This is a genomic window from Spirosoma luteolum, assembly GCF_054778875.1.
In genome coordinates this window covers 349,677-365,277 of the sequence record NZ_BAAGZE010000006.1, presented here as the reverse complement: position 1 = coordinate 365,277, position 15,601 = coordinate 349,677, and the positions used below count along the sequence as shown (strand labels likewise).

The following is a 15,601-nucleotide window of genomic DNA, read 5'->3' as shown; positions in this document are numbered from 1 at the left end:
ATCGCTTAATTACAGCCGCAGCCGCCCCCACTTTTACCCCCGTTGGCCCCGGCCGCGCCTTCGCGGTAGAGGTAAAAATTCTGCTCGAACTTTTCCGATTTGCGGGCCGACAGCTCCATGTCGGCATCGTTGATACGGCTTTTCTGGTATTCTTTTACGGTGGTACAGGCCGTGGTCGTCAGGGCCAGCAGCGTCAGGAGTAGCCCCGCGCCGGTTCGTTGTCTGGTCATACGTGTCTGGTTGGTTCAGCCGTTGGCCGGTTGCCCGGCGGTGGTCAGCCGAATATTGGTGGAGGTGTATAGTCGATTGGTGTCGTCGATAACGATGCAGGCTACCTGCGGTAGCTGATTGATCAGGTCGAGCCCGACCCGAACGCCCATCACCAGCACGGGGGTGGCTAGGGCATCGGCCAGCTCGGCGCTGGGAGCCAGCACGGTCACGCTCTTGATGCCCGTTACAGGATAGCCCGTTTTGGGGTCGATGGTGTGCGAATAGCGTCGGCCGTCGATGATCGCGTATTTCTCGTAGTTGCCCGACGTGGCTACCGCCCGGTCGCTGATGGCCAGGTAAGAGAAGGCCCGGTCGCCATCGGCCGCGCGGTAGGGCGCGTCGGGGTCGGCAATGCCAATGGTCCAGGGCTTGCCGTTGGGCTGCAGCCCCCAGGTGGTCAGGTCGCCGGCCGCGTTGACAATGCCGCTCGTAACGCCCCGGGCCTGCAGCAGTCGTTTGGCCTGCTCGGCCGCATAGCCCTTACCGATGCCGCCGAAGCCCAGGCGCATCCCCGCTTCGGCAAGCATCACCGTGCCCGCAGCGGGGTCGACCAGCACCTTGCGGTAATCGATCAGCCGTACCAGGCGCCGGGCCGTTCTGGGGTCGGGGAGGGCCGTCAGCGTGGTGTCGAAATTCCAGAGCCGCTTGTCGAGCGAGCCGTAGGTGATGTCGAACGCGCCCTGCGTAAGCACCGACAGCTGCAGCGACCGCTGAATCAGGGCCAGCACCTCGGCATCGACCCGCACGGGCCGGCGGCCGGCACTGGCGTTGATCTGACTGGTCTGGCTCCGCTCGTCGTAGGTCGTCAGCAGCCGTTCGATGCGGCTGATTTCGGCAATGGCCGCGTCGAGGCAGTCGCTGGCCCAGTCGGCATCATCGCTTACCACCGTCAGCTCGAACCGGTTGCCCATCAACCGCTGCACGCGTCGGTGCAGACCCGGCTGGCTGCTCATTGGCCGGCGGCTTCGATAGCGGCCTTGAACGAAGGGACGGTCAGCGAGGCCGGGTAGCCCTCCCACGATTTAAGCACTTTGCCCGTAGGGTCGAGCAGCACCGTGAACGGGAATTTTCCCTGTGGGTTGTAGCGTTCGGCCAGGGCTTCGTTGTGGGCGGTCTGGCGGGCGTCGAGCTGGTTTTTCGACAGCCGCGGAAAATCAGCCCGGACCAGCACCAGCTTTTCGGTGGCAAATTGCCCAAACTCGGCCGACTCAAAAATGTCTTTCTTGAGTTTGATGCAGGGGCCGCACCAGTCGGAGCCCGAGAAATTGAGCAGAATAAGTTTATGGTCCTGCCGGGCTTCGGCTTTGGCCTGCTCGAAATTGAGCTGCCAGCCGGGGGCCGCGACGGTAAACAGCGTAAGGAGTGAGATAAGCAGGAGTTTCATTGGATAAACGGGGAGAACAAGTTCGGAACGATGCATTAACTATAGACCACCAGGGTGCTGCCACTGGTGGCTACTTTATAAACGGCAATGCCCCGGCTGCCGAAGCTGTTTTTGCCTTTACCCGTCAGGTCGAAACGGGCGCCGTGGACGGTGCAGTAAAATTCAGTTTTGTTGAAAATGACATTTTTCTTGGGCTCGTGGCTGCACGTCTGCGTTACCGCTACATAAACGCCCTGGCTGACCTGCGCCACAACTACGCCGTTCTGGGTAATGTAGCCCCCCACGCTTTTCAGATTCGCAGCGGCCGAACTGTTCAGGTCGAGGGTCAGCAGGCGATTCGTGATGGTGCTCAGGTCGGCACCGCCCGTGGTGGTGGTCGTGGTTACCGGGGTCGTGGTGGCGGTGCCAGGCGTCGTGGCATTTGGACCGGGAATGGTCAGCGCGTCCACGACCGAATCGTCGGGATGCACGCAGGAAGTAAGGGCCGCCATCAGCGCGGCACCGGTGAAGCCGAGCGATTTTAAAAAGTCGAAGCGTGTCATCAGCAAGTGAACAATTACCTGAGTATATCCCCCTATACGGGTTTTGCCGGCTTCGTGTTGCACGCCGATTCGTGATTTTGTGATCAGCTGTTTGTCGCACCGGTGGCTGGCCCCACGCAACCCGTTGAGCACTGGGTCCGTACAGGAGCCAAACCCTGTAAACCGGATAACCATGAAAACGCTGACCATCTGTACCGCGCTCCTGCTGCCGATGCTACTCGGTGCCTGTTCCCCATCGACGACCCCGGCCGTAACGCCGGCCCCCAACGCCCTGACCGACGTAGCGCCGGTGTTGACTACCGGTAGCTGGACCGTGCGCAGCTACCGGCAGCGCGCCGAAGACAAGACGGGCGATTTTGCCGGCCTGACGTTTGTTTTTGCCCGCAACGGTGCCCTGACGGCAACCCAGAACGGCCGCTCATTTGGCGGCAGCTGGTCGTCGACCCAGGGGGGCGTAACCTACTACGGGGCGGCTCCGGCGGTGGCCACCGTAACGCTCACATTCGGCAACGACAAGCCGGTGAAAACCATAACGAAAAGCTGGAACCTGAACGCGGCATCGACCAGCGAACAGCTGATGCTCGACAACCGGGAGCCGCTCGATGATGAACACCTGGTGCTGGCGCGGTAAGGAGCGGGGCAGGTGGCCAGCCGTTGCCCCGTAAACCTATCGGACAAAAGTGCGGTTACTAGGGAAAGGCAATCGGCCCACGGGGGGCGGGTTGTCGCTTCATCGGATGCAGTTGCGCCGGCCCCGGGGCGGGGGCGTAGCTGACAGTAACCAGCGCCCGACTGAGTATGGAACAATCGTCAAAACTGACGCAGGCTGAACGCGGGCAGCAGAGTACCCTCGTAGGCATCGGTGTAAACGTTGGGCTGGCGCTCGTGAAAGGAACAGCCGGCCTGCTGGGTAACTCCTACGCCCTCGTGGCCGATGCCGTTGAGTCGGCTACCGATATCGTTACGTCTGTATTTGTCTGGTTCGGTTTGCGGGTGGCCGCCCGCGAGCCCGACGAAAATCATCCTTACGGCCATGGCAAGGCCGAACCACTGGCGGCCATGGTGGTTTCGCTGGCGCTGGTCGGAGCCGCCGTGATGATTGCCGTGCAGAGTGTGCAGCACATTCAGGAGCCCCACGCCATTCCCAAACCCTTTACGCTGTTTGTGCTGGCCGGTGTGGTGCTGGTGAAGGAAGTGCTGTTTCGGCGCATTGCGCAGGTGGGGGTAGAAGTTGAAAGCAGTGCCGTCAAGGCCGACGCCTGGCACCACCGCTCCGACGCCATTACCTCGGCTACGGCTTTTATCGGCATCAGCATCGCGCTCATCGGCGGGCCGGGCTACGAAAGTGCCGACGACTGGGCGGCTCTGGTCGGGTCGGCCTTTATTCTGGTCAACGCCTACCATATTTTCCGGCCCTCGTTTGGCGAAATCATGGACGAAACGCCGGCCGGCGACTGGCAAACCGAACTCGAACAACTGGCCCTGTCGGTACCCCAGGTGCGTACCGTGCAGAAATGCCTCGTGCGCAAAACCGGGTTCGAATACTTCGTCGACATGCATATTCATGTGCCGGGCGAGCTCACCGTGCGGCAGGGCCACGACATTGCCCACGCTGTCAAACGCACCATTATGGCGGCCAGGCCCAACATATACGACGTAATGATTCACGTCGAGCCCGACTGACGGCCCACCCGTTCTGCCCGGTAAGCAGAACCCTGCCATTCTGAAAAACAAGGCTTTCAGAATGGCAGGGTTCTGCCTTTATGCGGGGGCGGCCTGCGGGCCTAACCGGCAGCGGATCAGGTTATTGTGCGATTGGTGGTGGAACTGGCCCTGCATTGGCACGATCAGGCAAAATCGTGTATCCAGTCTATGGAATCCAGTATGGATCAATCAACGCTGCGGGCCTGGTTGGCCGCCCGCATCCCCGAAGCCGAAACCAACTTCATGGCCTTGTCCGACAATGTGTCGCTCTACATAACCCTGTACAAACTTTTCGAGGTAACCGACGAACTGGCCAGGCAGCATCGGTTCAGGGCCGTCAAGCGTTGCCTGCTGGCGGCCGAATCGCTTTTGCTGTCCGACAACAGACGCTGCAGTAACGCCGTCTGCACCATCTATGTCTACCACCTGAGTATGGTGCTCGACACACGGGATAACCGGGCCGAGGTTATTCATTACCTAATGCCGCCGGGGCTGCAGGCCGAATACCACCGTCAGCTTGCCGCCAGCCTGCCGTAGGCTTGGGCCGGGGGGGATCACCTTTTGCGTCCATCGCCGATAAACCGGCGTGACCAACTGACCCGAGCCATGCCCGTTCTGCTTACCTTCGACGTATCGACCAACCAGACAGCCATCACGCAGGAACTGCGAAAGCTGGGCTACACCCATACCCTGCACGACAGTACCAACCGGCCGGTTTACCTGCCCGCGACAACCCTGGTTACCCACCGGGTGGGGGCCACGGCCCAGACAGCGGTCGATGATCTACGCCGGGCTATCAACAATGTCAATGCGCTGACCCCCGTCCGGATTGTGCTGGAGCGGGCCTTCACCACGGAGTTCGGACCCGCGTGGAGTGGTATTTTTGGCGTAGCAACCGGGCCGTAGCGCTTTGCCCGGACCACCCGACCGATTGGTCAAAGCGCTGGACTAACGCCGACCGTGCCTGCCCATGACCCATATCCGACGCCAGCTGACCCTGTTTGTGTCACCAACCGAAAGCCGTGCCATCGACATGATCCGGCGGCAGTTCAACCCCGTACAGCACGCCCTGATCGATAGTCACGTTACCCTGTGTCGGGATGACGAGTTGCTTCGGCTCGACTTGGTGCTGGCCAATATGGTCCGGCTCCGGCAGGCGCCGATCCCGATCCGGTTTGGCCCGGTCCGGCGCGTGGCCGGCGGGGCGGGTGTGTTGCTGCCCGCTGTAGCGCCCTATCTGCCCTACCAGCAATTGCGCGAACAGGTGCTGCGGGGCGTGGTCGATAGTCCTGCCCAGCCAGAACCCCACATCACCCTCATCCATCCCCGCAATGCAACCTGCACCGACGAGCAGTTTGCCCGGATACAGGCAATGGATCTGCCTACGGGGCTGCTCTTCCGGACGGTTTCGCTGATCGAACAGGTCGATGGCGGCCTCTGGCAAACAAGCCTGACGGTCCAACTAGGCTGAGGGGTGTTGCTGCCGGCCGGCTTTCGGGCGTAAGACCTACTAGGGTACACGCCGAAACTTACGTAACTTACAGGGCGACAGGGGTATTAGTCGATAAAAATAAGGGAGTAATCAGGGGTATGCGTTGGCTTCTTTTGCTTGGTCAGGTTTACGGGTGGGTGTTGTGGGGCGTGGGTGGCCCGGCATGGGCCGGCAATCAGACGGGCGGGCACCTCTCGATGCAGACCATCGACAACGTGCCGGGGCGCTTCCGGATCACCGTTACCACCTACATCGACAATACCGCTGCGCCCGACAAGGCTGGTGTGATTCTGGGCATTTGCCGCCGGCGCGATAACCTGCTGGTAGCCACCTTCAACGTGAGTGAGACCGGTGTACGCCAGCCATTGGTGTTTGCCAACCCGGGCTGCGCCGAAGCCAACCGCATCAACCTGACCGAAGTAACCTACGAAACCACCATCCAGCTCGATCCGGCCGTGTATTTCGAGCCCGACGGCTACTACATCGGTTTCCAGACGCGCTTTCGGATGGGCGCACTTACCAACATCGCCAACCCAGCGCAGAGTGGCTTTACGTTCTACCTCGAATTTCCGCCCCTGACCCGCGACGCGCGTCCGTTTGCCAACTCGTCGCCCCGGTTTGGGCCACTCAATGGCGATGTCGCCTGTCTCAACGAAATCTATACCACCAGCCTCGCCGGCACCGACCCCGATGGCGACGAGCTGCGCTACGCGCTGGTCAATCCGCTCAGCAGCGCCACGGCGGCCCAGAATCTGGCCACGGCCGGGCCCTATCCCAACGTGACCTGGGGGGCGGGTTACAGTGCCACCAAAGCTATTCCCGGCAACCCGGCCCTGTCGGTCGATGCGCAGACGGGCCAGCTTACCGTGCGGCCCAGCCAGACGGGCCTGTTTGCCTTCGCCGTGAGCGTGCAGGAGTTTCGGCAGGGCGTAAAAATCGGCGAGGTTCGGCGTGAGCTGCAACTGCTGGTCGTCGACTGCGGACCTGCCGCGGTGCCAACGCCTGCGGTGCGGTTAACCGGGCAATCGGCCGACGTGCAGTCGACCACGATCTGCCGGGGCAAATCGACTACGCTGGAGGCCCTTGCCGATCCGGGGCTGCATTACCAGTGGCAGCAGAACGGCGTCAACCTGGCCGGCCAGACCGGAGCAACGCTGGCGGTGCAGACGAGCGGGCAGTATAGTCTGGTGGTGTCGGCAACGGCGGTGTGCGGGCAGAGCAGTGGGTCGCAAAGCCTGACGGTGTCGGTGTTAGGGGGCGAGGCCGCCATCACGGCCGAGGGGCGCCTATGTGCCCAATCGGGGCAGGTAACGCTCCGCACCCGGCCCGACCCCGCGTATGGCTATCAATGGCTGCTGGGGGGCGTGCCGCTGCCCAACCGCACGGCCGATTCGCTGCCCACGGCCCAGCCGGGGCTCTACGGCCTGACGCTGACCCACAAAACGCTGGGCTGCGTAATTACGACCGAACCGGTCAGCCTGACCCGGTCAGCGCCCATAGTGGCCACGCTGCAGGCCGCTGGTGGAAAAACCCGACTCTGCCCGGCCGATTCAGTGGCGCTGCTGGCTACGGGTGGGGCGGCTTACCAATGGCAGCAAAACGGAACGCCGGTGCCGGGCATAACGGGTCCCCGCTTCGTGGTCAAAGCACCGGGCCAGTATATGGTTACGGCTGTAGCGCCCGACGGGTGTGCGGGAACAGCGCCAGTGGTCGACCTGACGGGCGTTGCCAGTGCGCCGGTCACCCTCGATTCCATCGCGCCGGTCTGCGGCACCGAGGCCCCGCCCGTTCAGCTGCTGGGCAGTCCGGCCGGCGGCACATACAGCGGGCCGGGTGTTCGGGATGCTTACTTTGAGTCGCTTCGGGCGGGTTTGGGGCGCCACGTGCTGACCTACACCGTTGCGCCGGTGCCGGACTGCCCCGCTGTGACAGCCTCGCGAACGGTCGTTGTGGCTCCGCTGCCCACCATTCTACTGCCCGACACGCTGCTCTCCGCGACGGGCGCGGTGCTGACCCTGCGCCCAGCCCTGACGGGTGACCCGATCTCGTTTTTGTGGTCGCCGGCCCGCGATCTGGACAACCCCGCCAGTGCCACCCCCAGGGTAGGGCCACTAGCGGGCGACAGTCGCTACGAGCTAACCGTGACGACCGCTGCTGGCTGCACGGCCACCCGGTCGGTGCTGATTCGGCTGGCCGCGCGGGTGCTTATCCCGGATGCGTTTTCACCCAACGACGATGGGGTCAATGATGTCTGGCAGCTGATTGGGCTGGAAGCTTACCCCGAAGCTGTGCTGACCGTGTACGACCGTTGGGGAACGGTTATTTATCGGTCATCGGCCATCCTGTTTCGCCCGTTCGATGGGCAACTGGCGGGAACTCTGCTGCCGGCGGGGCCGTATCCGTACACGTTATACACCCACCCTGAACGCCCGCCCCAGCGCGGCACTGTCTTGCTCGTTCGGTGAGACCGCGTAGCGGATACGCATGAAGTTATAAAAAGGTGACCGGCTCAGGTCAGTAAGTCCGACGTTAGCGCTGGTGATATTTTTAGGAAGGAGGGGTACAAACAAGCAGATTAATTTCCTAACTTTGTTTTGCAAAGTGCTTTTAATAAAAACAACAATTATATGGCACTATATCCTAAACGCCTGATTGGTATTGCGCTGGGCGTCGCGCTGTTGCTGCTTATTCCGCTCGTTGCCATGCAGTTCACGCCGGACGTGCAGTGGACGGGTGCCGACTTCCTGGCCGCTGGTCTGTTGCTGTCGGGGCTGGGGTTGAGCCTCGATCTGGTCTGGCACCGAATCAAAATACCCGGCTACCGACTGGCGATCGGCTGTCTGGTACTGGTGGTGTTTGTGCTCGTCTGGCTCGAACTGGCCGTTGGTATCTTCGGTACGCCCTTCGCCGGCCAGTAGCGTTCAATAGCGTTATCGTATAGGCAGGCGCCCTCATCCCTTTACTTTTGCGTATGTTAGGGGTGCAAAACCACAGATTCAGCGCGTCAACGTCAGCTTATGATTCAGGGAATGGCCTCGTATGGGCGGTATGTACTGGCAGGGTTTCTGACCGTTTTTGGGTCAGTCGGGGTGGTACGGGCGCAGCTCGTGTCCGATTCGGTACGGGTGGGGCCGCATTACCGGACTTATCATTACACCAAACCGTCGGGCACCGATCGGCCGCGTAGTCTGGTTTTCGTGCTGCACGGGTCGGGGGGCGATGGGCGGTCCATGCAGCGGGCCGTGCCCACGCTCGAGCCGGTAGCCCGCCGGCAGCAAACACTCGTGGTATATCCCGACGCATACAAACGGTTCTGGAACGAATGCCGTAAAGCCTCGCCGGCGGCTGCCAATCAGGAAGATGTCGATGAGCAGGGCTTTTTCAGCGGTATGATTGCCGCCCTGCAAAAGCAGTACGGCATCGATCCGAAGCAGGTATTTGTGGTCGGTACGTCGGGGGGCGGGCACATGGCCTACAAGCTGGGCCTGACCATGCCGCGCACTTTCCGGGCCATCACGGCCATTATCGCCAACCTGCCCGACTCGACCAACCTCGACTGTGTGCCGTCGGGGCGGGCGCTGCCGGTTATGATCGTCAATGGGACCGAAGACCCCATCAACCCCTACGAAGGGGGGGCAGTTGTGCTGGGGGGTAACATGAATATGGGCCGGGTGCGCTCGACCGGGCAGACGCTGGCGTACTGGGCCGGACTGGCGCACCATACGGGGCAGCCCACGTTGGAAAAACTGCCCGACACCAATCCGGGCGATGGCCGCACCGTCGAACGCTATACCTACCACGCAGCCGGTAAGCCCGACGTTGTGCTGCTGAAAGTAATCGGGGGCAAACACGACTACCCCGGCGATATCGACGTACACCTCGAAGCCCTGCGCTTTTTTGGGCAACAAATCCGGTAAGGGTAGTCTGCCTAGCGCAACTGACGAACGGCTTCGGCTACGTGGTCGGTGTTGATGATGTCGACGCCCAGTTTTTTCAGTTGCTTCCAGGCATTGAGCCCATCGGGAATGGCCCAGAACCGAACGGGTTTGCCGTCGCTGTGGGCCCGTTTGATCACCCGTTTCAGTTTGTCGCGGTCGGCTTCGGGCAGTTCGCCGGTGCCGTCCCAGCGCGAGTAGGAGCTGAAGCTGTCGCTGATCAGGGCGATGTGCTGCAGCGTTTCGGTGTCATACACTTCGCTCGGCCGCCCGTCGAATTGCAGCAGGGGATAGTCGAAATATCGGTCTATTTTGGGGCGGTTGCCGCTGATAATAACCTGCACAGCCTGCGCCGAGGCCGCCCGGTTGAAACTCGGCAGGTTGGCCTGGAGCAGTTTCATCAGGGCAGGCAGCACCTCGTCGGGATTTTCTTTCACGTCGATCATCAGGCTGAACGTATAGCTACGGTCGGCGCTGACCCGGCCATTGTGCTGGGCAAACAGGGCGGCAATGGGCCGGATGTAAAGCGAGTCGAGGGTTGGGGCACCCGCCGTGGGCCGCTCGTGCGACACCACCAGTTGCCCGTTGAGTAGCCACACGTCGGCTTCGATGTAGTCGGCGCGCTGGGCATAGGCGGCCGAGAAGGGCTGCGGCTGGGCATAGTCGTTGTGGGCGAAAATTTTCTGCGCCAACCCGCTCGTGGCGAGACAGTAGCCAACGATAAACAGACAAAAACGAACCATGGCAGTAGCTGGATGAGGGGGCAAGGTAAGCAACCCCCGGCGAAATGGCGCAACGACCGTTTAGTGTATTTAAGGTTTATTAAGCATTGGTGGGCTCCCTACCAGCCAGTTGAGTCTATATCTTTCCGATCTTGATATAGCTCAACGTAGTATGCTAAAAAGACTAATAGTGGTAACCGTTATGTTACTCGGCGCACGGGCGTCGGCCCAGACCCGGCAGGGCGATGCCGTGCTTACCGCTTCACTCACTACTTCGTATAGTACGACCAAAAACGCGGTAAACCAGCGCAGGGCCAGCTCGATACAGCCGGCCCTGTATCTGGAATACGGCCGTTTCGTGTCTGATCGATGGCTGGTTGGGGGTGGGGTGCAGGCAGGCTGGAGCCAGGTGCGGGGCGAGAATGACCCGGATGCGACACAAATCAGGCAGACGCAGGTTGAACTAAGGCCCTACGTGCGTCGGTATTTTGACGTGGGCAACTGGCAGCTGTTTGCCGGGGCTGGCATAGGGATTGGGTATTCGCGGCACGTGGTGCTGCGCCAGTCAGCCAGCCCGGAAGCCAGGGCCAACGCGCTCAGCTTGTTTCCGCAGCTGGAAGGGGGCGCCATGTACGCGCTGAACGAGCGGCTGGCGCTGCAGCTGCTGGTGCGGCAGGGGGCGTTGCCGGCACCCGTCAGTTCGTTCGGGGCCGGGCTCGTTTACTGGACGGGCGCTGGCCGGCAGGCCAACCTGCCAGCCGATCAGGCGGTGTTGCCACAGACCAACGCGGGCAACTGGCTGCTCGAAGGCACCTTCGGGCTCAACCGGGTTTCTACGGAGGGAGAGCTGCTGACCGGTATGGACAATGCTGGCCGCCTGACCACCACTACGCTGACCATTAGTCCGGCGGTTGGGTACTTCGTGCGCAAAAACAGTTTGATCGGACTGCGCCTGCCGGTTAGCCTGACCCGCCAGACGATTGGCGCGGGTATGGCCACTACGCGCAATGCGCAGCTGTCCGTCCGCATCAATCCGTACTACCAGCGGTATACCGGGTCGGGGCGGCTCAGCGGATTTGGCCGTATCGGGCTGGCGTACGGTCAGCTACGATCGCTGGACACCCCGGACCCCGTAGTGCATCAGTTTGGCGGAGCCCTCGATCTGGGCGTGGCCTACCGGCTGGGCGACCGGTTCATGTTCGAGCTGGCCCTGCTCAGTCTGACCGTAAACCGCGAAACGGCGTCCGGCGGGCTAGGTTACCAAAACTGGCAGTCGCAGCTGAGTGCCGGCCCCGCCGGGCAGGCCATCACGGCGCGCTACATCCTGAATCGACCCCGCTGAGCGGTTGGCGAACCATGGACAAATGAGTACATTTAAGCCTGTTTACTAACCCCCCGGTCAATCCAGCGGACCGGTTTACGCGTATTCTGGTTCATGAGCTATCTTGAAACAACGGTTGATGTGTACCGGCAGGCTGCCGAAGAGCCACAGGTAGGCCTGTGCTGTACCACAAATCCGGTCTGGCAACTGCCGGGCCTGAGCATGCCCAAGCGGATGCTCGACATGAACTACGGCTGCGGCAGCACGGTGAACCCCCGCGATCTGGTCAACAGCCCCACCGTTATGTACGTGGGCGTGGGTGGTGGGATGGAGCTGCTCCAGTTTGCCTACTTCAGCCGCCGGCCGGGCGCCATCATCGGCGTCGACGTGGTGCCCGAAATGATTCAGGCCTGCCAGGATAACCTGCTGGATGCCGAAGCGCAGAACGAGTGGTTTAGCAAAAGCTTTATCGATCTGCGCGAAGGCAGTGCCCTCGATTTGCCCGTCGATGACAACAGCGTCGACGTAGCCGCCCAGAACTGCCTGTTCAATATCTTCAAGACCGAGGATCTGAAACGGGCGCTGCAGGAAACTTACCGGATTCTGAAGCCCCATGGCCGGCTCGTCATGTCGGACCCCACCTGCGAACAGCCCATGTCCGACGAGCTGCGCAACGACGCCCGGCTGCGGGCGCTGTGCCTGACCGGTTCGGTGCCGCTGCAGGAATACCTCGATCTCATTACGAGCGTCGGATTCGGTACCGTGGAGGTACGGGCCAAACGCGCCTACCGGGTGCTGCCGCCGGGCCAGTACGCTACCGACGAGCTGCTCTATATCGAGAGCGTGGAAGTGTGCGCCATCAAAGACCCCATGCCGGCCGATGGTCCCTGCATCTTCACCGGCAAAACGGCCATCTACTACGGCACCGACGATCACTTCGACGACCATAAGGGCCACGTGCTGCTGCCCAACCAACCCCTGGCTGTTTGCGACAAAACGGCGGGTGCGCTGGCCCGGCTCAACCGCGACGATATCTTTATTTCGCCCTCGACCTGGCACTACGATGGCGGTGGCTGCTGCTAGCCGTACCGGGCATCGGTACGAATACGGTTGTCCAGTATAGCCTAATCCGCTATTTTTGGCCAACATTATACACATGCAGAAGGGCTGATGAATCGGTTGTCAGGCGCACCTGAAGGCGACCCGGCCGGCTCATCAGCCCGACTCGTTCTTGTTAACCAATGAACTTACTAACTGGAAAAGTGGCCCTCATCACGGGGGCATCCCGCGGTATCGGGCGGGCGATGGCCCTGCGGTTTGCGCAGGAAGGTGCGTCGATCGCATTTACCTACCTGTCGAGCGTTGAAAAAGGACAGGCGCTGGAAGAAGAACTCCGCGCCTTTGGCGGCCAGGTGAAAGGCTACCGCTCCGACGCGTCGGACCACAAAGCCGCCGACGACCTGATCACACAGGTACTCGCCGATTTTGGCAAACTCGATATTCTGATCAACAACGCCGGCATCACCAAAGATGGGCTGCTGATGCGGATGTCGGAAGAGCAATGGGATACCGTTATCAACGTTAACCTTAAGTCGGTATTTAACCTGACTAAAGCGGCCATCAAGCCCATGATGAAAGCCAAGTCGGGCTCGATTATCAACCTGACATCGGTGGTCGGTATCCGGGGCAACGCGGGGCAGGCCAACTACGCGGCTTCGAAAGCGGGCATTATCGGCTTCACCAAATCGGTGGCGCTCGAACTGGGGTCGCGCAACATCCGCTCCAACGCCATTGCGCCGGGCTTCATCGAAACCGAGATGACCGGCGAAATAAACGAAAAAGCCGTTGAGGAATGGAAACAGCAAATCCCGATGAAACGGGGTGGCCAGCCCGACGAGGTGGCCGACTGCGCCATCTTCCTGGCATCCGACCTGTCGCGCTACATCACCGGTCAGGTGCTGCAGGTCGACGGGGGGATGTTAACGTAGCCATTACCGGTTTTCGGTATTCGGTTTACGAAGGTGAGCCCGAATGGAGCGCGCAGCCCGTACACTGTTGTCCGTAAACTGAATACTGAAAACCTGATTTCATGCTGTCCAACGTTATTTTTCAGTCGTCGCCCTGGTGGTTGCTGGTGTGTGTCGGGGTGGGGGCCGCTTATGCCTATGCCCTCTACCGGCCCCTGCCGCTGCTGGCCGGGGGCGCTACCGCCGGCGGTTTCGACCGGCGCACCACCTACGGGCTGGCCGCGGTGCGGTTTGTGGCAGTTAGTCTGCTGTGTTTTCTGCTGCTCAACCCACTGATCCGCAGCCTGCGCACGCTGACCGAAAAACCACGCATCGTGCTGGCCGTCGACAACTCGGAGTCGGTGGCGGCTGCCGGGCGTCCGGCCCTCAACCGGGCCCTCACGGCGCTGCAAACCCTGCGGCAGCAACTGACCGACAAGGGTATGGATGTGTCGGTGCGTACCCTGACCGACACGAGCGCCGGCAGCGCCGACCTGACGCAACTGCCCTTCACCCAGCGCACCACCGACTTGTCGAGCCTGCTGGGGGGCATTCGCTCCGACTACGAAGGACGCAACCTGACCGACGTGGTACTCGTGACCGACGGCATCGTGAATCAGGGGCTCGCGCCCACGTTCGGGCAGTATCCCTTCGCCATCAGCACCATCGGGCTGGGCGATACGCTGGCCAAAAAAGATGTGCAGCTGAAAGGCGTGGTCGCCAACCGAATCGCATATCTCGGCAACAGCTTTCCCATACAGGCCGAAGTGGTCAGTAACGGCTTTCAGGGCGGGGCCGCCACGGTGGTGCTGCGGCAGGTCGGTGCGGGCGGCACCCGCGAACTGGGCCGGCAAACGATCCGGTTCGGGCGGACCGACACCTTCAACCAGCTGACGTTCCAGACTACGGCTACCCAGAAAGGCGTGCAGCATTACGTGGTCGATGTGCTGCCCCAGTCGGGTGAGTTTACCGCGCAGAACAACCGGCAGGATGTGTACATCGACGTGATCGATGGTAAGGAAAAGGTGCTGCTGCTGGGCCTGGCTCCGCACCCCGACATTCGCGCCATCCGGGCCATGCTGGAGCGCAATCAAAACTACGAAGTCGACGTGCGGCTGCTGACCGGCTCGGTCGACCCCGCGCCCCCCGCCGGCAAAAAATACGATCTGCTAATTCTGCACCAGCTGCCCGACAACCGCGGCATCGGTACGTCGGTACTGCAACCATTGCTGGCGCAGCCTACGCCTATACTTTTCGTATTGGGTACCCAGTCGGCTACGGGCCCTTTCAGTACGGCCAACCCGGTGATGCAGGTGATGGGCCAGCCCGGTCAGTCAGACAAGGTGACGGGCGTATTCAATCCCGATTTCAAACAACTCAATTTCGACCCGACCAGACTCGAACTGCTGGCAAAGCTTCCGCCCATGTATGTGCCCTACGGCGACTACCGCCTGCAGCCGGGCAGCGAAGTGGTGCTATGGCAGCAGGTTGGCAGCGTGCGTACGACCAAACCGCTGCTGGCGCTCAACGTGACCAGCCCCCGCAAAACGGCCGTGCTGGCCGGTGAAGGCCTGTGGTCGTGGCGGCTCGAAGAATATGCCCTTACCGACCGGCAGGACGTGGTCGACGAGCTGATGCAGAAAGTCATTCAGCTGATTTCGGTGAAGGAAGACCGGCGCAAGCTGCGGGTGTACCCCATCCGGAATGAGTTTGTGACGGGCGAGAAGGTGCTGTTCGAAACGGAACTCTATAACGACATCTACGAGCGGCTCTACGACGTGCCGGTGCGGCTCGAACTGACAAACGAAAGCAACCAGACCCGCACCTACACCTACACGCCCACGGCCGCCAACAGCCGGTACGAGATCAGCCAGTTGCCTAAAGGAGCCTACCGGTTTCGGGCATCGGTATCGCTACGGGGTAAGAACGAGCAGTCGGCGGGGCAGTTTGTCGTGCGCGATCAGCAGCTCGAAGCCCTCAACACCACGGCCGATCATGGCATGCTGCGGCAGCTGGCCAGCCAGACCGGCGGGCAGTTCTACCGCCCCAACCAGGTCGATGCGCTGGTCAACACGCTGGTCGCCCGGCCGCACCCCGCCCGGCTGACCAGCACCGAAGAGATGAACGAGCTGATCAACTGGCGGTGGCTCTTCGGGATACTGCTGGTGCTGATGACCGCCGAGTGGGGCCTGCGCAAATTTTACGGCGGCTACTGACCGGCTCGT

Annotated in this window: 17 protein-coding genes; 12 read left to right on the top strand and 5 right to left on the bottom strand. The window is 61.5% G+C overall.

Going from position 1 to position 15,601, the window contains the following annotated elements; translation table 11 throughout:
- Nucleotides 1-5 precede the first annotated feature (5 nt).
- From ACYVAC_RS12150 to ACYVAC_RS12135, 4 genes are read right to left on the bottom strand one after another with little or no spacing between them, the layout of a single operon-like run.
- Nucleotides 6-230 carry a DUF4266 domain-containing protein gene (locus tag ACYVAC_RS12150; protein WP_461097954.1) on the bottom strand — a complete coding sequence of 75 codons (225 nt, stop codon included), beginning with the start codon at nucleotides 228-230 and terminating at the stop codon, nucleotides 6-8.
- Nucleotides 231-245: 15 nt separating this feature from the next.
- The gene (locus ACYVAC_RS12145; protein ID WP_461097953.1) at nucleotides 246-1,223 is read right to left on the bottom strand and encodes an FAD:protein FMN transferase; all 978 of its coding nucleotides are present in this window, start codon (nucleotides 1,221-1,223) and stop codon (nucleotides 246-248) included.
- Nucleotides 1,220-1,654, bottom strand: coding sequence for a thioredoxin family protein (locus tag ACYVAC_RS12140; protein ID WP_461097952.1), 435 nt, complete (start codon nucleotides 1,652-1,654; stop codon nucleotides 1,220-1,222). Before ACYVAC_RS12140 ends, ACYVAC_RS12145 begins: the two co-directional genes overlap by 4 nt.
- A gap of 35 nt (nucleotides 1,655-1,689) precedes the next feature.
- Nucleotides 1,690-2,196: a Rieske 2Fe-2S domain-containing protein gene (locus ACYVAC_RS12135; protein WP_461097951.1), complete on the bottom strand. Its 507-nt coding sequence runs from the start codon at nucleotides 2,194-2,196 to the stop codon at nucleotides 1,690-1,692.
- Nucleotides 2,197-2,368: 172 nt separating this feature from the next.
- Between ACYVAC_RS12135 and ACYVAC_RS12130 the strand changes: the two genes are divergently transcribed.
- The 8 genes from ACYVAC_RS12130 (at nucleotide 2,369) to ACYVAC_RS12095 (ending at nucleotide 9,309) form a co-directional block, all read left to right on the top strand.
- Entirely contained in the window at nucleotides 2,369-2,827 is a 459-nt protein-coding gene (locus ACYVAC_RS12130) for a hypothetical protein (protein WP_461097950.1), read from the top strand.
- 167 nt (nucleotides 2,828-2,994) lie between these two features.
- Complete coding sequence (locus tag ACYVAC_RS12125) at nucleotides 2,995-3,879, top strand: cation diffusion facilitator family transporter (protein ID WP_461097949.1); 885 nt, start codon at nucleotides 2,995-2,997, stop codon at nucleotides 3,877-3,879.
- Nucleotides 3,880-4,080: 201 nt separating this feature from the next.
- The gene (locus tag ACYVAC_RS12120; protein WP_461097948.1) at nucleotides 4,081-4,437 is read left to right on the top strand and encodes a DUF7674 family protein; all 357 of its coding nucleotides are present in this window, start codon (nucleotides 4,081-4,083) and stop codon (nucleotides 4,435-4,437) included.
- A 69-nt stretch (nucleotides 4,438-4,506) separates the two neighbouring features.
- Entirely contained in the window at nucleotides 4,507-4,806 is a 300-nt protein-coding gene (locus ACYVAC_RS12115; protein ID WP_461097947.1) for a hypothetical protein, read from the top strand.
- A 64-nt stretch (nucleotides 4,807-4,870) separates the two neighbouring features.
- Nucleotides 4,871-5,371 carry a 2'-5' RNA ligase family protein gene (locus tag ACYVAC_RS12110; protein ID WP_461097946.1) on the top strand — a complete coding sequence of 167 codons (501 nt, stop codon included), beginning with the start codon at nucleotides 4,871-4,873 and terminating at the stop codon, nucleotides 5,369-5,371.
- A 119-nt stretch (nucleotides 5,372-5,490) separates the two neighbouring features.
- On the top strand, nucleotides 5,491-7,857 hold the full coding sequence (locus ACYVAC_RS12105) for a gliding motility-associated C-terminal domain-containing protein (RefSeq protein WP_461097945.1): 2,367 nt from the start codon (nucleotides 5,491-5,493) through the stop codon (nucleotides 7,855-7,857).
- 162 nt (nucleotides 7,858-8,019) lie between these two features.
- On the top strand, nucleotides 8,020-8,310 hold the full coding sequence (locus ACYVAC_RS12100; RefSeq protein WP_461097944.1) for a hypothetical protein: 291 nt from the start codon (nucleotides 8,020-8,022) through the stop codon (nucleotides 8,308-8,310).
- 99 nt (nucleotides 8,311-8,409) lie between these two features.
- The gene (locus tag ACYVAC_RS12095; RefSeq protein WP_461097943.1) at nucleotides 8,410-9,309 is read left to right on the top strand and encodes a CE1 family esterase; all 900 of its coding nucleotides are present in this window, start codon (nucleotides 8,410-8,412) and stop codon (nucleotides 9,307-9,309) included.
- A gap of 11 nt (nucleotides 9,310-9,320) precedes the next feature.
- On the opposite strand, the gene ACYVAC_RS12090 is transcribed toward ACYVAC_RS12095, so the two are convergent.
- Entirely contained in the window at nucleotides 9,321-10,070 is a 750-nt protein-coding gene (locus ACYVAC_RS12090; protein ID WP_461097942.1) for a phosphatidylinositol-specific phospholipase C/glycerophosphodiester phosphodiesterase family protein, read from the bottom strand.
- Nucleotides 10,071-10,251: 181 nt separating this feature from the next.
- Here ACYVAC_RS12090 and ACYVAC_RS12085 point away from each other — a divergent pair, with 181 nt between their 5' ends.
- The 4 genes from ACYVAC_RS12085 (at nucleotide 10,252) to ACYVAC_RS12070 (ending at nucleotide 15,592) form a co-directional block, all read left to right on the top strand.
- Nucleotides 10,252-11,391 (top strand): hypothetical protein, encoded by a 1,140-nt coding sequence (locus ACYVAC_RS12085; RefSeq protein ID WP_461097941.1) that lies wholly within the window; start codon nucleotides 10,252-10,254, stop codon nucleotides 11,389-11,391.
- A gap of 93 nt (nucleotides 11,392-11,484) precedes the next feature.
- Complete coding sequence (gene arsM / locus ACYVAC_RS12080) at nucleotides 11,485-12,453, top strand: arsenosugar biosynthesis arsenite methyltransferase ArsM (protein ID WP_461097940.1); 969 nt, start codon at nucleotides 11,485-11,487, stop codon at nucleotides 12,451-12,453.
- A 158-nt stretch (nucleotides 12,454-12,611) separates the two neighbouring features.
- Complete coding sequence (gene fabG, locus ACYVAC_RS12075) at nucleotides 12,612-13,358, top strand: 3-oxoacyl-[acyl-carrier-protein] reductase (protein ID WP_461097939.1); 747 nt, start codon at nucleotides 12,612-12,614, stop codon at nucleotides 13,356-13,358.
- 101 nt (nucleotides 13,359-13,459) lie between these two features.
- Nucleotides 13,460-15,592, top strand: a complete 2,133-nt coding sequence (locus ACYVAC_RS12070; RefSeq protein WP_461097938.1) for a vWA domain-containing protein — start codon at nucleotides 13,460-13,462, stop codon at nucleotides 15,590-15,592.
- The last annotated feature ends 9 nt before the right edge of the window (nucleotides 15,593-15,601 follow it).

Excerpts from the sequence above, each read along its gene's own strand:
- ACYVAC_RS12115 (WP_461097947.1), top strand. The coding sequence starts at position 4,507 with ATGCCCGTTCTGCTTACCTTCGACGTATCGACCAACCAGACAGCCATC.
- ACYVAC_RS12105 (WP_461097945.1), top strand. The coding sequence starts at position 5,491 with ATGCGTTGGCTTCTTTTGCTTGGTCAGGTTTACGGGTGGGTGTTGTGG.
- ACYVAC_RS12090 (WP_461097942.1), bottom strand. The coding sequence starts at position 10,070 with ATGGTTCGTTTTTGTCTGTTTATCGTTGGCTACTGTCTCGCCACGAGC.
- ACYVAC_RS12095 (WP_461097943.1), top strand. The coding sequence starts at position 8,410 with ATGATTCAGGGAATGGCCTCGTATGGGCGGTATGTACTGGCAGGGTTT.
- ACYVAC_RS12070 (WP_461097938.1), top strand. The coding sequence starts at position 13,460 with ATGCTGTCCAACGTTATTTTTCAGTCGTCGCCCTGGTGGTTGCTGGTG.
- ACYVAC_RS12130 (WP_461097950.1), top strand. The coding sequence starts at position 2,369 with ATGAAAACGCTGACCATCTGTACCGCGCTCCTGCTGCCGATGCTACTC.
- ACYVAC_RS12120 (WP_461097948.1), top strand. The coding sequence starts at position 4,081 with ATGGATCAATCAACGCTGCGGGCCTGGTTGGCCGCCCGCATCCCCGAA.
- arsM (WP_461097940.1), top strand. The coding sequence starts at position 11,485 with ATGAGCTATCTTGAAACAACGGTTGATGTGTACCGGCAGGCTGCCGAA.
- ACYVAC_RS12150 (WP_461097954.1), bottom strand. The coding sequence starts at position 230 with ATGACCAGACAACGAACCGGCGCGGGGCTACTCCTGACGCTGCTGGCC.
- ACYVAC_RS12125 (WP_461097949.1), top strand. The coding sequence starts at position 2,995 with ATGGAACAATCGTCAAAACTGACGCAGGCTGAACGCGGGCAGCAGAGT.
- ACYVAC_RS12140 (WP_461097952.1), bottom strand. The coding sequence starts at position 1,654 with ATGAAACTCCTGCTTATCTCACTCCTTACGCTGTTTACCGTCGCGGCC.
- ACYVAC_RS12135 (WP_461097951.1), bottom strand. The coding sequence starts at position 2,196 with ATGACACGCTTCGACTTTTTAAAATCGCTCGGCTTCACCGGTGCCGCG.
- ACYVAC_RS12085 (WP_461097941.1), top strand. The coding sequence starts at position 10,252 with ATGTTACTCGGCGCACGGGCGTCGGCCCAGACCCGGCAGGGCGATGCC.
- ACYVAC_RS12145 (WP_461097953.1), bottom strand. The coding sequence starts at position 1,223 with ATGAGCAGCCAGCCGGGTCTGCACCGACGCGTGCAGCGGTTGATGGGC.
- fabG (WP_461097939.1), top strand. The coding sequence starts at position 12,612 with ATGAACTTACTAACTGGAAAAGTGGCCCTCATCACGGGGGCATCCCGC.
- ACYVAC_RS12110 (WP_461097946.1), top strand. The coding sequence starts at position 4,871 with ATGACCCATATCCGACGCCAGCTGACCCTGTTTGTGTCACCAACCGAA.
- ACYVAC_RS12100 (WP_461097944.1), top strand. The coding sequence starts at position 8,020 with ATGGCACTATATCCTAAACGCCTGATTGGTATTGCGCTGGGCGTCGCG.